General features: G+C 51.7%; 15 protein-coding genes and 1 tRNA gene. 5 read left to right on the plus strand and 11 right to left on the minus strand.

The genetic code is table 11. From position 1 onward, the window contains the following. The first annotated feature begins 7 nt into the window (after positions 1-7). The 4 genes from T433_RS0108670 to T433_RS0108685 all read left to right on the plus strand — a co-directional run bounded on the left by T433_RS0108670 (position 8) and on the right by T433_RS0108685 (position 3,413). Entirely contained in the window at positions 8-508 is a 501-nt protein-coding gene (locus T433_RS0108670; protein WP_027455525.1) for an outer membrane beta-barrel protein, read from the plus strand. Between the two features lie 24 nt (positions 509-532). After that, positions 533-1,408, plus strand: coding sequence for a carboxylating nicotinate-nucleotide diphosphorylase (gene nadC / locus T433_RS0108675; RefSeq protein WP_027450041.1), 876 nt, complete (start codon positions 533-535; stop codon positions 1,406-1,408). A 97-nt stretch (positions 1,409-1,505) separates the two neighbouring features. Further along, the gene (locus tag T433_RS0108680) at positions 1,506-3,146 is read left to right on the plus strand and encodes a dipeptidase (RefSeq protein ID WP_027455526.1); all 1,641 of its coding nucleotides are present in this window, start codon (positions 1,506-1,508) and stop codon (positions 3,144-3,146) included. A gap of 180 nt (positions 3,147-3,326) precedes the next feature. Continuing rightward, positions 3,327-3,413: transfer RNA gene (locus T433_RS0108685), tRNA-Ser, on the plus strand. Between the two features lie 99 nt (positions 3,414-3,512). Here T433_RS0108685 and rlmH read toward each other — a convergent pair. The 10 genes from rlmH to T433_RS0108735 all read right to left on the minus strand — a co-directional run bounded on the left by rlmH (position 3,513) and on the right by T433_RS0108735 (position 14,157). Then, positions 3,513-3,983 carry a 23S rRNA (pseudouridine(1915)-N(3))-methyltransferase RlmH gene (gene rlmH, locus T433_RS0108690; protein ID WP_027450039.1) on the minus strand — a complete coding sequence of 157 codons (471 nt, stop codon included), beginning with the start codon at positions 3,981-3,983 and terminating at the stop codon, positions 3,513-3,515. Then, positions 3,973-4,272: a DUF4491 family protein gene (locus T433_RS0108695; protein WP_027455527.1), complete on the minus strand. Its 300-nt coding sequence runs from the start codon at positions 4,270-4,272 to the stop codon at positions 3,973-3,975. Before T433_RS0108695 ends, rlmH begins: the two co-directional genes overlap by 11 nt. A 42-nt stretch (positions 4,273-4,314) precedes the next feature. After that, the gene (locus tag T433_RS15025; RefSeq protein WP_162164190.1) at positions 4,315-5,622 is read right to left on the minus strand and encodes a GH25 family lysozyme; all 1,308 of its coding nucleotides are present in this window, start codon (positions 5,620-5,622) and stop codon (positions 4,315-4,317) included. Between the two features lie 86 nt (positions 5,623-5,708). Beyond that, on the minus strand, positions 5,709-6,872 hold the full coding sequence (gene galK / locus T433_RS0108705; protein ID WP_027450037.1) for a galactokinase: 1,164 nt from the start codon (positions 6,870-6,872) through the stop codon (positions 5,709-5,711). A gap of 38 nt (positions 6,873-6,910) precedes the next feature. Further along, complete coding sequence (locus T433_RS0108710; RefSeq protein ID WP_027455528.1) at positions 6,911-8,188, minus strand: MFS transporter; 1,278 nt, start codon at positions 8,186-8,188, stop codon at positions 6,911-6,913. A gap of 23 nt (positions 8,189-8,211) precedes the next feature. Continuing rightward, positions 8,212-9,303, minus strand: coding sequence for an aldose epimerase family protein (locus tag T433_RS0108715; protein ID WP_027455529.1), 1,092 nt, complete (start codon positions 9,301-9,303; stop codon positions 8,212-8,214). 96 nt (positions 9,304-9,399) lie between these two features. Continuing rightward, positions 9,400-10,716: a bifunctional folylpolyglutamate synthase/dihydrofolate synthase gene (locus tag T433_RS0108720; RefSeq protein ID WP_027455530.1), complete on the minus strand. Its 1,317-nt coding sequence runs from the start codon at positions 10,714-10,716 to the stop codon at positions 9,400-9,402. Between the two features lie 9 nt (positions 10,717-10,725). Next, positions 10,726-11,901 (minus strand): molecular chaperone DnaJ, encoded by a 1,176-nt coding sequence (dnaJ, locus tag T433_RS0108725; RefSeq protein WP_027455531.1) that lies wholly within the window; start codon positions 11,899-11,901, stop codon positions 10,726-10,728. Positions 11,902-11,905: 4 nt separating this feature from the next. Then, positions 11,906-12,484 carry a nucleotide exchange factor GrpE gene (locus T433_RS0108730; protein WP_027450032.1) on the minus strand — a complete coding sequence of 193 codons (579 nt, stop codon included), beginning with the start codon at positions 12,482-12,484 and terminating at the stop codon, positions 11,906-11,908. Positions 12,485-12,540: 56 nt separating this feature from the next. Further along, positions 12,541-14,157: an ABC-F family ATP-binding cassette domain-containing protein gene (locus T433_RS0108735; protein WP_027450031.1), complete on the minus strand. Its 1,617-nt coding sequence runs from the start codon at positions 14,155-14,157 to the stop codon at positions 12,541-12,543. A 157-nt stretch (positions 14,158-14,314) separates the two neighbouring features. Between T433_RS0108735 and T433_RS0108740 the strand changes: the two genes are divergently transcribed. After that, positions 14,315-15,211 (plus strand): RluA family pseudouridine synthase, encoded by an 897-nt coding sequence (locus T433_RS0108740; protein WP_027455532.1) that lies wholly within the window; start codon positions 14,315-14,317, stop codon positions 15,209-15,211. A 147-nt stretch (positions 15,212-15,358) separates the two neighbouring features. On the opposite strand, the gene T433_RS0108750 is transcribed toward T433_RS0108740, so the two are convergent. After that, positions 15,359-15,997 carry an HD domain-containing protein gene (locus T433_RS0108750; RefSeq protein ID WP_027455533.1) on the minus strand — a complete coding sequence of 213 codons (639 nt, stop codon included), beginning with the start codon at positions 15,995-15,997 and terminating at the stop codon, positions 15,359-15,361. Positions 15,998-16,067 lie beyond the last annotated feature (70 nt).

A 16,067-nucleotide genomic window follows, 5' to 3' on the forward strand; every position in this document is an offset into this window, starting at 1 on the left:
ATTACTTATGAAAAGATTCTTTTTAATGACCCTTTGTGGTTTTGTCTTCTCATTGACTGGTAATGCACAGATACAGGATCGTCCGCCATTTGGCATGGACAAGTATTATGCATCTGCAAGTCTTTCTAATTTTAATCTTGACTATACTAAAGCAGAGAGCCTGAAGATGGGTTTTAATGCCAAAGGTGGTTATCTGTTCGAGGACGACTGGATGGTAACAGCCAACTTGGGTTATGACTGGCATAAGGTGGGCCCCAATGCTCTCTCAGCAGGTGCCGGTATTCGTTACTATATCGAGCAGAACGGACTCTATCTGGGTGCTGGTGCCAACTATGTTCACCGTCATAAGTTTGATGATTTCCTGCCTACGGTCCAGTTGGGCTATGCTTACTTCCTGAACCGCACCGTAACGCTGGAGCCAGAGGTGTACTACAACCTGAGCCTGAAGGATCATGTGGAGTACAGCGGTTTTGGTATCCGTATCGGTCTTGGTATCTATTTTGAATAATTGTTGTTTCAATATCTGAAAGTCATGTTAAGTGTAGAAGAACTGAACGACAAACTGATAGACCTGGCTTTTGCCGAGGATATCGGTGATGGCGACCACACCACGTTGTGCTGCATTCCTGCAGATGCCATGGGTGAGTCGAAGTTGCTGATTAAGGAGGAGGGTATCTTTGCTGGTGTAGAGATTGCCAAGGAGGTGTTCCGTCGTTTCGACCCCGAACTGCAAGTAGAGGTATATGTAGAGGATGGCGCGCATGTGAAGCCTGGCGATATCGTCATGAGCGTTAAAGGACGTGAGCAGAGCCTGTTGCAGACAGAGCGCCTGATGCTGAACATCCTGCAGCGCATGAGTGGCATTGCCACCATGACCCACCGCTATCAGCAGGCCCTGATCGATGCTGGCACCAAGACACGTGTGCTCGACACACGTAAGACGACTCCCGGCATGCGTATGCTGGAGAAGGAGGCCGTGAAGATTGGTGGTGGCATGAACCACCGTATCGGTTTGTTCGATATGATCCTGCTGAAGGACAACCATATCGACTTCTGTGGTGGCGTGCACAATGCCATCAGCCGTGCCAAACAGTATTGCAAGGATCATGGTAAGGATTTGAAGATCGAATGTGAGGTGCGCAACTTCAAGGAACTTGACGAGGCTTTGGCCGAGGGTTGCGACCGTATCATGTTCGACAACTTCACACCCGAAGACACTGCAAAGGCTGTGAAGATTGTCAACGGACGTGCCGAGACAGAGTCGTCGGGTGGCATCACCTACGACACGATGATCCCCTATGCCAAGGCTGGTGTGGACTTTATCTCCTTTGGTGCTCTTACTCACAGCGTGAAAGGTCTGGACATGAGCTTCAAAGCTGCTGGAAGTGATAAATTGATAATTAAGTAAAAGCTAATTTCTTTTGATGATAGAACAGCCTATCAGCTTGCTCTTGGGATGTACACCATCTGGGAGAGAGCTGATAGGTTAGTACAAACAACGTAAAATGAAAAAGTTATTTTTACCTCTTTTTGCCTTGATGGCAACAACTTCTTTTGCCTGCACCAACTATATCGTTGGTAAGAAGGCTTCTGCCGATGGTTCAGTCATCTGCTCGTATAGTGCTGATAGTTATGGCATGTTCCAGGGATTGGTACACTATCCTGCTGCTAAGCATGCTAAGGGCGAACTGCGCAAAGTGTATGAGTGGGACACCAACAAGTACCTGGGCGAGATTGCCGAGGCCGAGGAGACCTACAACGTGATTGGTAATATCAACGAGTGGCAGGTGACCATCGGTGAGACAACCTTTGGTGGTCGCGAGGAGATGATCGACACCACGGGTGTTATCGACTATGGTTCGCTGATTTATATCGCCCTACAGCGTTCTAAGAATGCCCGTCAGGCTATTGATGTGATGACTTCACTGGTTGAGAAGTATGGCTACTACTCAAGTGGTGAGACCTTCACCATCTGCGACCCTAACGAGGCTTGGATTATGGAGATGATGGGTACTGGTAGCGACCGTAAGGTGGAGAAGGCTCGCACCGTATGGGTGGCTGTGCGTATTCCCGATGACATGATCTGCGGACACGCTAACCAGAGTCGTATCACCACTTTTAATATGAAGGATAAGGAGAACGTGCGCTACTCAAAGAATGTGGTGTCTTATGCTCGTAAGATGGGCTGGTTCAGCGGTAAGGATGCTGAGTTTAGCTACAACGCTGCTTATGCTGCTCCCGACTTCTCTGGTCGTCGTATCTGTGATGCACGCGTGTGGACCTTCTTCAATCGTTATGCTGATGGTATGGACCGCTATATCCCCTGGGCAGAGGGTAAGGATGCCAATGCCGAGGTGATGCCGCTCTGGGTGAAGCCTAACAAGAAACTGACTGTTCACGATGTAGAGGAGGCTATGCGCGACCACTACGAGAACACTCCTTTCTCTCTCGATCAGGACATGGGTGGCGGTATCTGGGATATGCCTTATCGTCCTACACCGCTTTTCTTCGAGGTAGATGGCAAGAAGTATTTCAATGAGCGTCCTGTTTCTACTCAGCAGGCAGGCTTCGTGTTTGTTAGTCAGATGCGTTCATGGATGCCCCGTGAGGTGGGTGGTTGCTTCTGGTTTGCCAACGATGATGGCAACATGGCTCCATTCACTCCCGTCTATTGCTGTGCTACAGAGTCGCCACGTCCTTACAACACACCTGGTGTTGACGAGTTGAACTTCTCTATGGATAATGCGTTCTGGGTTCAGAACTGGGTGTCTAACATGGTTTATCCCCGCTACTCAATGATGTTCCCCAGCCTGAAGCAGGTACGTGACTCGCTCGACAACTCATACTTCTGTGCTCAGAAAGAGGTAGAGGACAAGGCGCTGACGCTCGACGAGGCTGCTCGTGTGAAGTATCTCACTGGATATACTGCAGAGAAGGCCGACCAGATGCTGGCTCGCTGGTGCCAGTTGGCTACCTATCTGATTGTGAAGTACAATGATATGACCATCAAGCCTGAACAGAACGGTCGTTTCACACGTACAAAGTATGGTCTCGGTTCTACACCGGTGCGTCCTGGCTATCCCGCAAGATATGCTCGTGGTTTAGCTAAGGAGGTTGGTAGCAGACTTGAAGAACCACAGAAATAATACCTCGAAAGGCCAGAACTCAGTTTCTGGCCTTTCTTCTTAAGTTTTCCCGATAAACATTTGGTTGGTTCGGAAAAATGTATTACCTTTGCATGCACTTAAAGGGAGAACTAAAATGAAATTTTTTCTCTCCTCACGCTCGGCCATTAGCAAGCACGCTTGCATGGCACTCACTTAATCGGAGAGTTGGCAGAGTGATCGATCGCGCTGGACTCGAAATCCGGTATACCCTTATGGGTATCGGGGGTTTGAATCCCTCACTCTCCGCAAAGAAAAAAAGAGGACCTTTGAGTCCTCTTTTTTTGTTGTTCCTATATTTATTATAATGTGTATCGACGGGGTGGGAGACCCAGCCTTATCCTCTTGCTATTCGTGGTGATAGGGTTCGCCCTTGATGATGGTGCAGGCACGATAGATCTGTTCGGTGAAAACCAGTCGCACCATCTGGTGAGAGAAGGTGAGCTTAGAGAGTGACAGTTTCTCGTTGGCACGTGCATAGACGGCAGGTGAGAAACCGTAGGGGCCACCAATGACAAACACCAATCGGCGGACGGTGTTCCTCTTCTGTTCCAGCCAGGCGGCCAGCTCGATGCTGCGTAACTCCTTGCCATGTTCGTCCAGCAGCACCACGGTGTCTGATGGCTGTATCTGCTTCAGGATCAGTTCACCCTCAGCGGTCTTCTGCTGTTCCTCAGAGAGGTTCTTGGTGTTCTTCAGTTCAGGGATGACCGTGATGTTGAAGGGCATATAGTGTCCTATACGCTCTGCATAGTCGTTGATGCCAGCCACGAAGTGCTTGTTCACCGTCTTACCTACCAGGATGAGCTCAGTTTTCATATTCGTGCTTACGCTTAGGGTTCATTGGGAACCAGCCCTTTTGTACGCGTCTTTTCTGAGCGAAGAGTTCGCCGATGCCCCACAATGCTGATGCACCAAACACGCCGATGCTGGCCGAGATGATGGCATTCTCGATGAACAGTGCTGCTATCAGACATACGATGCCGATGAGCAGGTATATCTTCCAAGGTCCTGTGCCCCAGTGATATTCTGTCTTAATGACGATGGGATGCCATATGCCGATGGCGAGAAATGTGCAGAAGGCAATGATAATTCCTGTGAAATACATGTCTTATTATTTATTGTGCATGCAAAGGTACGCATTTTTTTTCTATTTGATGGTCTCCTCGCTCAGGAAATCGTCCCAGTGTATCTGATAACCATTGAACACGTTCAGGTCAACATCGCCTTGAATGCCCTTCACGCGCCCGCAGTCACTTAGTTGCCACAGGGCCAGTCTGACGTCGGGCTTATACTCGCCGTAGCGGGCTATCCAGAACAGGTATTTCTCTTTCAGGTCGGGTGCCATGTCCAGATACATGTTGATGAATCGCTGGTTGACGTAGAGCAGTGGGCGCGTGTGGGTTGCGCGCTCTACAATGTTGATCCAGGTGCGTATGTCGCTGAACATCTTCTTCGGGCCGCCTCCCTTGCGTATCATGGCGTCTGTGGGTTCAATGTCGAGCATGGGGGGCAGGTCGCCCTTCTTAAACTGTGTGTTCTTCAGGAAGTAGTGGGCCTGCTCTCTGGCATCCTTTCCCACCGTGAAGAAATGGTATGCACCCACACGTATGTTATGTTTGCGTGCATTCTGATAGTCGGTGGCGAAATAGCGGTTGGTGATGGTGGCTCCCTGTGTGGACTTGATATAAACGAAGCTGACGGGGTAGTTGGCATCGCCGTCCACCCGCTGACTGCTGATGCGTCTGCCCATGTTCGTGATGCGCAGGTGGGCCCAGTCGATAGGGAAGCGTCGGCGACCAATCTCGTGCTGATAGCGAGAGATGTCGATGCCATAGATGCGTTCGCTGGTGTAGTGCATGCGCTCACCACGAAAGGCATCTCGGCTCCACTGGCCTGCTTTCAGGTGGGCGGTGCTGACACTAAAGCCAAAGCCTTCGCGCTGGTCATGTTGCCAGTGTCCCTCGTAGAAAGAGCCGTCCACCGAACGGTATGAGCCGTGTCCGCAGGCCTCCATGGCACTGTTCATCATGCCTGCATAGATGCCTTTCTCGTCCATGCGTATACCGCTGACCAGTGTGTCGGCATTGAACATGCCAATGATCAGTCGGCCCTGTCTGTCGGTGGTTACGCCCTTGCCTTGGCGCCTGCCGTGCTGCCAATGCATCAGGTTGCGTGCCATCGCCCTCCCTTTAGGCAGATAGATAGCTTGTGTAGAATCACCGTCCTCTGCATATCGTATCACCATGTCGAAGCCCTCGTCACGCACGTTGTGACGATCCAGATAGTATTCCAGTTCTTTGGCTATTTGTTCATCGCGCTCCTTGGTGCCGACCGTGTCTTGTGTCACCAGACCTTCTGTGTCTATATCGTCAAAATAGGTTGGTGTTGTCTCTTGTCGCTGGGTGCATCCACAAAGGAAGAGTAGGGGACTGATAATTAGAAAAAGACGATTCATGACTTCCATATAATTAATTGAATTACGCAGATTACACAGGGTGTGACCTGCGCAATCTGCGTAACGTGTGTTATGCTGCTTAATGATTAGCAGAGCTTGCGTGAGCCGTCGCCGATGACAACATCGTAAACCTTGGGCTCATGACCATATTTAGCGTTAAACTTCTTCTTGGCATCCTCAACGAACTGCTTGTACAGGTCGTTGCGAACCAGGTTGATGGTGCAACCACCGAAGCCACCACCCATGATACGGCTACCAGTAACGCCGTTCTCCTTGGCAATGTCGTTCAGGAAGTCGAGCTCCTCGCAAGACACCTCGTAGTCCTTTGACAGACCCTCGTGAGTCTTGTACATCATCTCACCAACCTTCTCGTAGTCGCCCTCGTTCAAGGCGTCGCAGACTGCCAATACGCGGTCCTTCTCGCCCAGCACGAACTTAGCGCGCTTGTAGTCTTCTTCACCTACTTCAGCCTTCACCTCTTCCAGCTGCTCCCATGTGCAGTCGCGCAGGGTCTCAAACTTACCCTCTGGGTGCTTAGCCTGGATGTGCTTCACTACGTTCTCGCAGCTGTTGCGACGGTCGTTGTAGGGAGAACCAGCCAACTGGTGCTTAACCACTGAGTCGAGCAATACCAGACGATAGCCATCGGGCTTGAATGGGAAGTATTCGAACTCACGGCTGCGGCAGTCCAGACGCATCAGGCAACCTGCCTTACCGAATACAGAAGCAAACTGGTCCATGATACCGCAGTTTACACCGCAGTAGTTGTGCTCAGTAGCCTGACCAGCCAGTACCATATCCCACTGGCTAACCTTGTTCTCGCCGAAGATGTCGTTCAGACCGCAAGCGAAGCAGCTCTCCATAGCGGCGGAAGAAGACATACCTGCACCGAGGGGCACATCACCTGCAAAGGCAATGTTGAAACCCTTTACGGGTACACCCAGCTTCTTCATCTCCAGGGCGATACCATAGATGTAGCGTGCCCATGAAGCCTTAGGACCTGCGGGGTCAGAGAGCTTGAAATCTACACGGTCTTTCAGGTCGATAGCGTATGCCATAACGGTATCTTCAGTACCGTTGGCGCGCATCTCAGCTGTAACACCTTTGTCCACTGCACCGGGGAATACGAATCCGCCGTTATAGTCTGTGTGCTCACCAATCAAGTTGATACGACCGGGAGAGGTATATACGTTACCTGTCTTTCCGTCGAAGTGCTTGATGAAGCGCTGTCTTACAAATTCGATATCAATCATAATGTTTTTAAGTTTATTAGGTTTGTATTAGAGTATTAATCTACGTTGATGTCCTTGTTCACGTTCTTGCAACCAACGGTAGCATAGAACAGAATGTAGGCCAACATGGCGATGACGAGCCAGTAGCTGGTGATGTTGCCAGTGCTGCTTGCAATGCTCTGCTGGATGAGAGGCATGATGCCACCACCTACAACCATGGTCATGAAGATACCAGAAGCTGCCTCGGTGTACTTGCCCAGACCCTCAACAGAGAGGTTGAAGATACCGGCCCACATGATAGAGGTGCAGAGACCGCAGGCTGCAATGAAGAAGGCCTTCACGGGAATGTCGTGACCATCATATACCACGGTGCTGCTCTCGGGCATGAAGATGGCAATCAGCAGCAGGGCGATAGCCAAGCTTGATACCACAATCATCTGGAGTGAGGTAGAAACCTTACCAGAGATCACACTTGATGTAGCACGACCAACCATCATCAGGATCCAGTAGATGCCGGCAATCACACCACCAACGGCTGCAGAGCCTTCGAAGCCCAGGTCAGTGACGTAGAACTGCAGGTGCATGGGGATACCAATCTCGATACCTACATAGAAGAAGATAGCGATGACACCCAGCAGTGTGTGGCGGAATGCCAATGGGCTGTGTTCATACTGTGGCTGCTCCTTGCCCAGAGTAGGCTCGGGGATAGATACGCGGCTGATGATGATGAAAGAGATGGCGAATACGGCCATACCGATGAACAGCAATGGAGCCACGTTGCTCATGCTGGTCTCAGCTGTCACCGTACCTACGAGGATACCTGTGAGCATAGGTGTCAGCGTTGCAGTCAGTGAGTTCAGTGTGCCACCAACCTGGATGAGCTGGTTACCCTTGTTGCCACCGCCACCGAGCAGGTTCAGCATGGGGTTCACCACGGTGTTCAGCATACATACGCAGAAACCGCAAACGAAGGCGCCCAGCAGATAGATGATCAGGTTCAGTGCAACGGGAATCTCCTGATATGTGAATACATAGGTGGCGTCGCCAGCGATGCTCGACAGATACTGCAGAGCCAGACCAATCAGACCTACGGCCAGTGCAATCAGTGCGGTCTTCTTATAGCCGTACTTGATCAGCATCTTACCTGCGGGAATACCCATAAACAGATAAGCGGCGAAGTTCATCATGTTACCCCACGCCTTAGCAAATGGATATGTGAAGCCCCAAATGTTGCCAAAGGGCGCACCCATGTTTGTTACAAAAGAGATCATCGCGAAGATGAAGCACATCGTGATGATGGCAATTACTTTGCTGTTGTTGTTTGTTGAAGTCATTTTTTGTTTTTAGTTTATGATTACTATTCAGTTACTCCGAATTTATAGATGGTCTTCTGCTTGTAGCGCTGACCGGGATTCAATACGACAGATGGGAAGTAAGGACGGTTGGGACTGTCGGGGAAGTGCTGGCACTCGAAGCAGATAGCCGAGCGGCGTCCGAATGTGGCACCGTGGATACCCTTATAACCGTCTGCCCAGTTGTCGCTATATACTTGTACGCCAGGCTCGGTGGTGTAAACCTCCATGGTGCGTCCGCTCTTGGGCTCGGTCAGTCGTGCAGCGAAGCTCAGTTCGCCCTCTTCTTTCTTGTTCAGCACGAAGCAGTGGTCGTAGCCAGCGCCGTGCTTGATCTGGATGTCGTCAGCATCGATATCCTTGCCCACAGCCTTTGGCGTGCGGAAATCGAAGGGAGTGCCTGCCACCTTCAGAATCTCGCCTGTAGGAATGGATGTGTCGTCGATGGGCACGTAGAAGTCGGCATTCAGCTCCAGTATCTGATCGTCGATAGTAGGTGTGGGATCAGCCGTACCTGCCAGAGAGAAGAAACCGTGGTGTGTCAGGTTGATGATGGTCTTCTTATTGGTTGTGGCCAGATATTCCAGCACCAACTCGTTCTGGTCGGTGAAGGTGATCTCTACTGTGATGTCAACTTCGCCGGTGAACCCCTCTTCACCATAGCTCGACACGCGGTGCAAAGCCAGTGCGCGAGGGCCCATCTGCTTGGCATCCCATACGCGGGCATGGAAACCGCGAGGACCGCCGTGAAGGGCGTTAGGACCATTGTTGATGGCCAACTGATATTCCTTACCGTTCAGTGTGAACTGTCCCTTGCAGATTCGGTTACCAAATCGGCCGATAAGGGTTGAAAGAAAGGGCTCTGGGGAATTAATAACTGATTGGATATTGTCGTGACCTTGAATCACGTTAGCAACGTTACCGTCTTTGTCTGGTACCATGATGGCACAAATGGCGCCACCGTAATTTGTGATGGCTACTTCGTATCCCTTGCGGTTACGGAGGATGTAAAGATCGGTTTTCTTACCGTTGACTGTGGTCTGAAAGTCCTCTCTTTTCAGACCACACAGATTCACATTTTCTGTTGTGTTCGCCATAATCAAAAGTTTTTAGTTACTGTAACTTTGTTGCAAAGGAACAAAAAAAAGCCGATATGAGCAAACATATCGGCAAAAAAATGTTGTTAAAAACACCTAAATTCGAGATTTCAGGAAGTCGGCTACAACATAAGTGCTACCGCCTATAAAGATAACATCTTCACTTGTAGCATTTTGAAGTGCAGCCTCGTAGGCTTTATCCACTGTGGGGTAGCATTCGCCTTTCAGTCCAAATTGCTCTCCAAATACCTTCAGCGAGGTCTCTGGGAAGGCTCTTTTGGTGCTTCCTTTAGTATAATAATAGGTGGCATTCTTCGGCAGCATGTTCATCACGCTGTAGATGTCTTTGTCTTCGACCATGCCAAACACGATGCGCAACTGATGACAGGGCAGTTCCTCCAGTTGTTTCGACAGGTATTCCCATGCGCCTGCATTGTGACCAGTGTCGCATATGACCATGGGCTTCTTTCTGACCACCTGCCATCTGCCTTTCAGTCCGGTGATGCTCATTACGTTCATGAAGGCCTGGTTCATCTCCTTCACCCCTTTGGTCATGTTGTCTTCGATGTTGGATGACGACAGATAGCCACTGTCCATCAGGCTGTCTAACATCTTGATGATGGTGTTCGCATTTTTGACCTGATAGGTGCCAGACAACTCACCATCAAACTCTACGTTGCGGTTTGTCTTGTAGTGCATGATGCCACCGGGCAGAGCCTTATACTCGACAATGGCGGGTTCGTCTTCGGCAAAGGTGATAGGGGCACCGGCCACCTTGGCCAGTTCCTCAAATACCTTGCGTGTCTCAGGAGTAGCCTCACCGATAATCACGGGGACACCAGGCTTGATGATGCCGCCCTTCTCAAAGGCAATCTGCTCGAGCGTAGAACCCAGCAGTTTGGTGTGATCCAGCGAGATGTTGGTGATGGTGCTAAGTATAGGGGTGATGATGTTGGTGCAGTCCAGTCGGCCGCCCAGTCCCACCTCTACGACAGCGATGTCAACGTTCATGTCGCTGAAGTACTTGAACGCCATAGCCGTTGTGATTTCAAAGAAAGAGGGATGCAGAGGTTCAAAGAATGCTTTCTCGCTTTCTACAAAGTTGACCACATAATCCTTGGGTATAGGCGTGCCGTTCACGCGGATGCGCTCGCTGAAGTCCACCAGATGTGGCGAGGTGTACAGTCCTACGCGGTAGCCGCAGATCTGCAGGAAAGCTGCGATGGTGTGCGACACCGATCCCTTGCCGTTGGTTCCCGCAATGTGTATGCTACGGAACGTCTTGTGTGGATGACCGAAGTGTTCGTCCAGAGCCATGGTGGTCTCCAGTCCTTCTTTGTAGCCAGTAGCTCCCTGACTTTCGTAGTTAGCGGTCTGGCTGAACAGGTATTCGGTTACTTCTTCGTAGGTCATAGGTCCCTTTTAGTTGAAATAGTTCTTGAACTTCTGGAAGATGCTGTCGCGTGTCTCCTTGTCGCCCTTGAAGTTGTCGCTCTCCTTGAATGCCTCGATGGCCTTCTTCTCGTCGCGCGACAGGGTCTTAGGCACGTAGATGCTAATGTTCACCACTAGGTCGCCACGGCCTGTGCCATAGCCCTTCACAGCGGGCAGTCCTTTGCCTCTCAGGCGCATGGTCTTGCCGGGCTGTGTGCCGGGTTCTATCTTCACCTTCAGCACCTTGCCTTCGATGGTAGGTATCTCTACCTCGCCGCCCAGGGTCGCTGTGGGGAAGTCCAGCAGCAGGTTGTATATCAGGTCGTTGTCGTCACGGATAAAGGTGTCGTGAGGCTCTTCTGCGATAAATACCTGTATGTCGCCGGGGATGCCGTTGTTCATACCGGCATTACCCTTGCCCGAGATGTTCACCACCATACCTTCGGCTACGCCAGCGGGGATGTTCACCTCTACCACCTCTTCGCCCTTGGTGACTCCAGTGCCACCGCAGTGCTTACACTTGTTCTTGATGACCTGACCCTGACCGTGACAGGTGGGGCAGACGCCCTGGCTCTGCATCATACCGAAGATGCTCTGTGTGGTGTGGGTCACCACGCCTGAGCCATGACAGGTGGGACAGGTCTCCATGCCGCTGCCGCCCTCGGCGCCAGTACCATGACAGTGCTCGCAGGGCACATCCTTGCGCACCTTGAATTTCTTGGTGACACCCTGGTTGATCTCCTCCAGTGTCAGTCTCACCTTCAGGCGCAGGTCGCCGCCACGATGCTTCTGTGGACGAGCCTTTCCGCCGCCAAAGCCACCGCCGAAACCGCCGAAGCCATGACCGCCGAAGATGTCGCCAAACATCGAGAAGATGTCGTCCATGTTCATGGATGCGCCACCGCCGAAGCCACCGAAGCCATCACCGGCACCACCGTTCAGTCCGGCGAAGCCAAACTGGTCGTATTGCTGGCGCTTCTGTGTGTCGTGCAGCACATTGTAGGCCTCTGCGGCCTCCTTGAACTTCTCCTCGGCCTCTTTGTCGCCGGGGTTACGGTCTGGGTGATATTTGATGGCAATCTTTCTATATGCCTTCTTAATCTCTGCCTCTGAAGCCGTCTTTTCGACGCCCAGCACCTCGTAGTAGTCTCGTTTCTGTGCCATTGGTTTATTGTCCTACAGCTACCTTTGCGTAGCGGATTACTTCATCGTTCAGTTTATAGCCGGTGGCCATGCAGTCGATGACCTTGCCTTTCTTGTCGTCGCCCATGCCGGGAACCAGTGCCACGGCCTCGTGCAGGTTGGTGTCGAAGTCGGCATTCTCGGTCTCAATCTTTGTCACGCCCTGAGCCTCCAGAGTCTTCATCAGCTTTTGGTAGATCAGTTGCATGCCTTCGCGCAGCACCTCGATGTCGTCGGTCTTCTTGCCGTTCTCCATGGCGCGCTCCATGTCGTCGATGACGGGGAGTAGGGCGGTGATGGTCTTCTTGCCACCGTTCAGTATCAGCTCCTGACGCTCCTTGATGGTGCGCTTGCGGAAGTTGTCAAACTCGGCCATGGTGCGCAGATACTTATCTTTCAGGTCGGCAATGATCTGCTCGGCCTCGTCTTGCTTTTCAGCGTTCTCGGCAGCGTCAGCATTCTCAGCCTTCTCGGTGTTCTCCGTATTCTCGGTGTTCTCCTGCTCGGCTGCCACTTGGTCAGTGGTCTGCTCCTGCTCTTCGATGTTTATGTCTTTTTCTGTCATAATTGCTTATGTTTTTACGTTTCAATCATGTTCATGCAAAAAGCATGCCACGTTGATTAGATGTCATACATCTTAGCCTTCTGCTCCTTGATGGCCTCGTCGTAGATATAGTCGTCATACTGCATCAGCTTGTCGATGGTGCCCTTTGGCGTGAGCTCGATGATGCGGTCGGCCACGGTCTGGATGAACTCATGGTCGTGTGAGGCAAAGAGGATGTTGCCCTTGAAGCCCACCAGGTTGTTGTTGAAGGCCTGAATAGACTCCAGGTCGAGGTGGTTGGTAGGTGTGTCCAGAATCAGACAGTTGGCGTTCTTCAGCTGCATACGTGCAATCATACAGCGCATCTTCTCACCACCCGAGAGCACGTTCACGTGCTTCAGCACATCTTCCTCCTTGAACAGCATGCGTCCCAAGAACGACTTCATCATCACCTCGTTGCCCTTGCCAAACTGGCTCAGCCAGTCCACCAGGTTCAGTTCCGACTGGAAGAACTCGGTGTTGTCCAGAGGCAGGTAGGCCGTTGTAATCGTTACGCCCCACTTATAGGTACCGGCGTCAGCCTGGCGGTTGCCATTGATAATCTCGAAGAGCGCCGTCATAGCCTTGGGGTTGTGGCTCAGGAATACGGTCTTCTGTCCCTTCTCGATGGTGAAGTTCACGTTGTCGAACAGCACTGATCCGTCGCTGTCCAAAGCCTTCAGTCCTTCTACCTCCAGAATCTGTGTACCAGGCTCGCGCTCCATCTGGAAGATGATGCCGGGGTATTTACGTGTAGAAGGTGTGATCTGCTCTACGTTCAGCTTCTCCAGCATCTTCTTGCGTGAGGTGGTCTGCTTACTCTTTGCCACGTTGGCAGAGAATCGACGGATGAACTCCTCCAGCTGCTTCTTCTTCTCCTCGGCCTTCAGCTTCTGGTTCTGAGCCTGGCGCAGTGCCAACTGAGAAGACTCGTACCAGAAAGAGTAGTTACCCGAGAACAGCGTCACCTTACCGAAGTCGATATCCACCGTCTGAGTAGAAACGGCATCCAGGAAGTGACGGTCGTGGCTCACCACCATGACACACTGCTCCAGTCCTGCGAGGTATTCCTCCAGCCACTGCACGGTGTCCAGGTCGAGGTCGTTGGTAGGCTCGTCGAGCAACAGGTTGTCGGGGTGGCCAAACAGCGCCTTTGCCAGCATCACGCGCACCTTCTCGTTGTTAGAGATGGTGGCCATCTGTGCATAGTGAATATCCTCCTTGATGCCCAGGTTCTGCAGCAGCTGTGCGGCCTCGCTCTCGGCCTCCCAACCGTTCATCTCGGCAAAGGCCATCTCCAGTTCGGCAGCCTTCACACCGTCTTCCTCGGTCATCTCCTCTTTGGCATACAGGGCTTCGCGCTCCTTCATGTTCTGCCACAGGGGCTGGTGTCCCATCAGCACGGTGTCCATCACCGTGAATTCGTCGTATTTAAAGTGGTCCTGCTCCAGCACCGAGAGGCGCTCGCCCGGGCCCAGCTCCACGGTACCCTTGTTGGGCTCCAGCTCGCCGCTGATGGCTCTGAGCAGTGTTGACTTACCGGCGCCGTTGGCACCGATAACGCCGTAGATATTGTTGTTTGTAAACTTCAGGTTCACGTCCTTGTAGAGAACCTTTTTTCCAAATTGAATTGCCAAATTGGTGACTGTAATCATCTTCTCTTTACCTTATTAATTTTATTTTGGCTGCAAAGTTACTAATAATTTTCCACTCTACCAAATTATTTCCCGCTCTACCGCCGTAAAGTGAAAATAAATCGTATTTTATTTTGCTTTTCGCTTGGTTTCCACTAACTTTGCACCCCGTATGAGAATGAATACTGGAAATAATTCAGAGGGACAGTACGATCACTTCACCGTCAGCGAGGCTCAGCCGTTGCTCGAGTTTCTGTTGGCCAACGTGTCGCAGAGTCGCACCAAGGTGAAGGCCACGCTCCAGGGACAGGGCGTCAAGGTGAATGGCAAGACGGTCACTCAGTTCGACTATCAGCTGCAGCCCGGCATGAAGGTGGCTGTGAGCAAGACCAAGCGCAATCAGCGAGGCTTCAAGAGCCGCTATGTGAAGATTGTCTATGAGGACCGCTGGCTGGTGGTGGTAGAGAAAAATATCGGCATCCTGTCGATGGCTGCCGGCCATTCGTCGTTGAACGTCAAGAGCGTGCTCGACGACTATTTCAAGAAGACGCATCAGCGCTGCACGGCGCATGTGGTGCACCGTCTGGACCGCGACACTAGTGGCCTGATGGTCTATGCCAAGGATATACAGACCGAACAGATATTGGAGCACAACTGGCACCAGATTGTCTATGACCGCCGTTATGTGGCTGTGCTCAGTGGTGAGATGGAGCAGAACGAAGGCACCATTCAGAACTGGTTGAAGGATAACAAGGCCTACGTCACCTACTCATCGCCTGTGGATAATGGCGGCAAGCTGGCCATCACCCATTTCTTTGTGATGGACCGCACCACCGATCACTCGCTGGTGGAGTTCAAGCTCGAGACCGGACGTAAGAACCAGATCCGTGTGCATGCTGCCGATATGGGCCATCCCGTGTGTGGCGACCCTAAGTACGGCAATGGCGACGATCCCCTGCATCGTCTCTGTCTGCATGCCTGGCTGTTGTGCTTCACGCACCCCATCACGGGCGAGCGCATGGAGTTTGAGACCCCCGTACCCACGGCCTTCCGTCTATTGTTTAAGCATCATTAATTCTCTCTATGGATAGTTGGATGTACTACGCTGCCATATTGCTTTTTATCATGGTGGCGGTTTTGGTAGTAAAGAAAGTGACCAGCTGCATGTTGAAGCTCTCTGTCTTCTTCGTGCTGCTGGTCGCTTTATGCGTTTTCTATTTCCTTACGCGTTAACCTCTTCGCTAAAGTATTTTTCGAATGCCTCCTTCAGCAGTCGGGGGTTGGCTATGATGTTGCGTAGCTGGTTCAGGTTCTGCTCGTTCTGCGAACCTGGTATCCAGAGGCGTATGTAGCCGCGCACCGAGTATTTGCTCTCCATGTGTTCGGCAAAGCGCTGCCACTGCTGCTCCTTGTTCAGCTCGGGGTAGTTGGACAGTCCAAACTGCACCGTGCGGCGGAATACCACCTCGGGCGACAGGTCGCGGTCGGCCTCGGCCACAATCTTGCCATACATGCTGCGCGGTGCCCGCGATGCCGAGGCGCGATGGTCCTCCACGGCCTCGCGCATGATGCTGATCTGGTCGGCCGAGAACCAGCGTTTCAGTCGGGCGTCGCTGGCCAGTATCTTTCCGCTGGTGATGTGGTGTATGGCGCGTGGGCCGGTCAGTCCCAGATCGTGGTAGGCGGCGATGACATACACCATGTTGATGTCGGCACCGGTAGAGCGTGCCAACTCCAGCGAACGGCGTATCACGCGGGTCGCGTGCTCCATGTTGTGCGCCTTGTCAAACTGGGCATATTGTGGCAGTATCTGGGTCTCAACAAATTCCACCAGGTCGAGACTTGCTGTGTTCTTTAGCATAATATTTTGGGGTTTATGTTTGCAAATATACGAATAATTATCTACTTTTGCAAGCGTTTAACGAGAAAAT

Source organism: Xylanibacter brevis ATCC 19188, from assembly GCF_000621725.1.
In the GTDB taxonomy this organism is placed as follows: domain Bacteria; phylum Bacteroidota; class Bacteroidia; order Bacteroidales; family Bacteroidaceae; genus Prevotella; species Prevotella brevis.

What these genes read in the sequence shown, in the direction of transcription:
- rlmH (WP_027450039.1), bottom strand. Translation starts at nt 3,983, where the DNA reads ATGAAAACTGAGCTCATCCTGGTAGGTAAGACGGTGAACAAGCACTTC.
- T433_RS0108695 (WP_027455527.1), bottom strand. Translation starts at nt 4,272, where the DNA reads ATGTATTTCACAGGAATTATCATTGCCTTCTGCACATTTCTCGCCATC.
- T433_RS0108680 (WP_027455526.1), top strand. Translation starts at nt 1,506, where the DNA reads ATGAAAAAGTTATTTTTACCTCTTTTTGCCTTGATGGCAACAACTTCT.
- T433_RS0108740 (WP_027455532.1), top strand. Translation starts at nt 14,315, where the DNA reads ATGAATACTGGAAATAATTCAGAGGGACAGTACGATCACTTCACCGTC.
- T433_RS0108730 (WP_027450032.1), bottom strand. Translation starts at nt 12,484, where the DNA reads ATGACAGAAAAAGACATAAACATCGAAGAGCAGGAGCAGACCACTGAC.
- T433_RS0108735 (WP_027450031.1), bottom strand. Translation starts at nt 14,157, where the DNA reads ATGATTACAGTCACCAATTTGGCAATTCAATTTGGAAAAAAGGTTCTC.
- T433_RS15025 (WP_162164190.1), bottom strand. Translation starts at nt 5,622, where the DNA reads ATGAATCGTCTTTTTCTAATTATCAGTCCCCTACTCTTCCTTTGTGGA.
- T433_RS0108670 (WP_027455525.1), top strand. Translation starts at nt 8, where the DNA reads ATGAAAAGATTCTTTTTAATGACCCTTTGTGGTTTTGTCTTCTCATTG.
- T433_RS0108710 (WP_027455528.1), bottom strand. Translation starts at nt 8,188, where the DNA reads ATGACTTCAACAAACAACAACAGCAAAGTAATTGCCATCATCACGATG.
- nadC (WP_027450041.1), top strand. Translation starts at nt 533, where the DNA reads ATGTTAAGTGTAGAAGAACTGAACGACAAACTGATAGACCTGGCTTTT.
- T433_RS0108750 (WP_027455533.1), bottom strand. Translation starts at nt 15,997, where the DNA reads ATGCTAAAGAACACAGCAAGTCTCGACCTGGTGGAATTTGTTGAGACC.
- T433_RS0108715 (WP_027455529.1), bottom strand. Translation starts at nt 9,303, where the DNA reads ATGGCGAACACAACAGAAAATGTGAATCTGTGTGGTCTGAAAAGAGAG.
- T433_RS0108720 (WP_027455530.1), bottom strand. Translation starts at nt 10,716, where the DNA reads ATGACCTACGAAGAAGTAACCGAATACCTGTTCAGCCAGACCGCTAAC.
- dnaJ (WP_027455531.1), bottom strand. Translation starts at nt 11,901, where the DNA reads ATGGCACAGAAACGAGACTACTACGAGGTGCTGGGCGTCGAAAAGACG.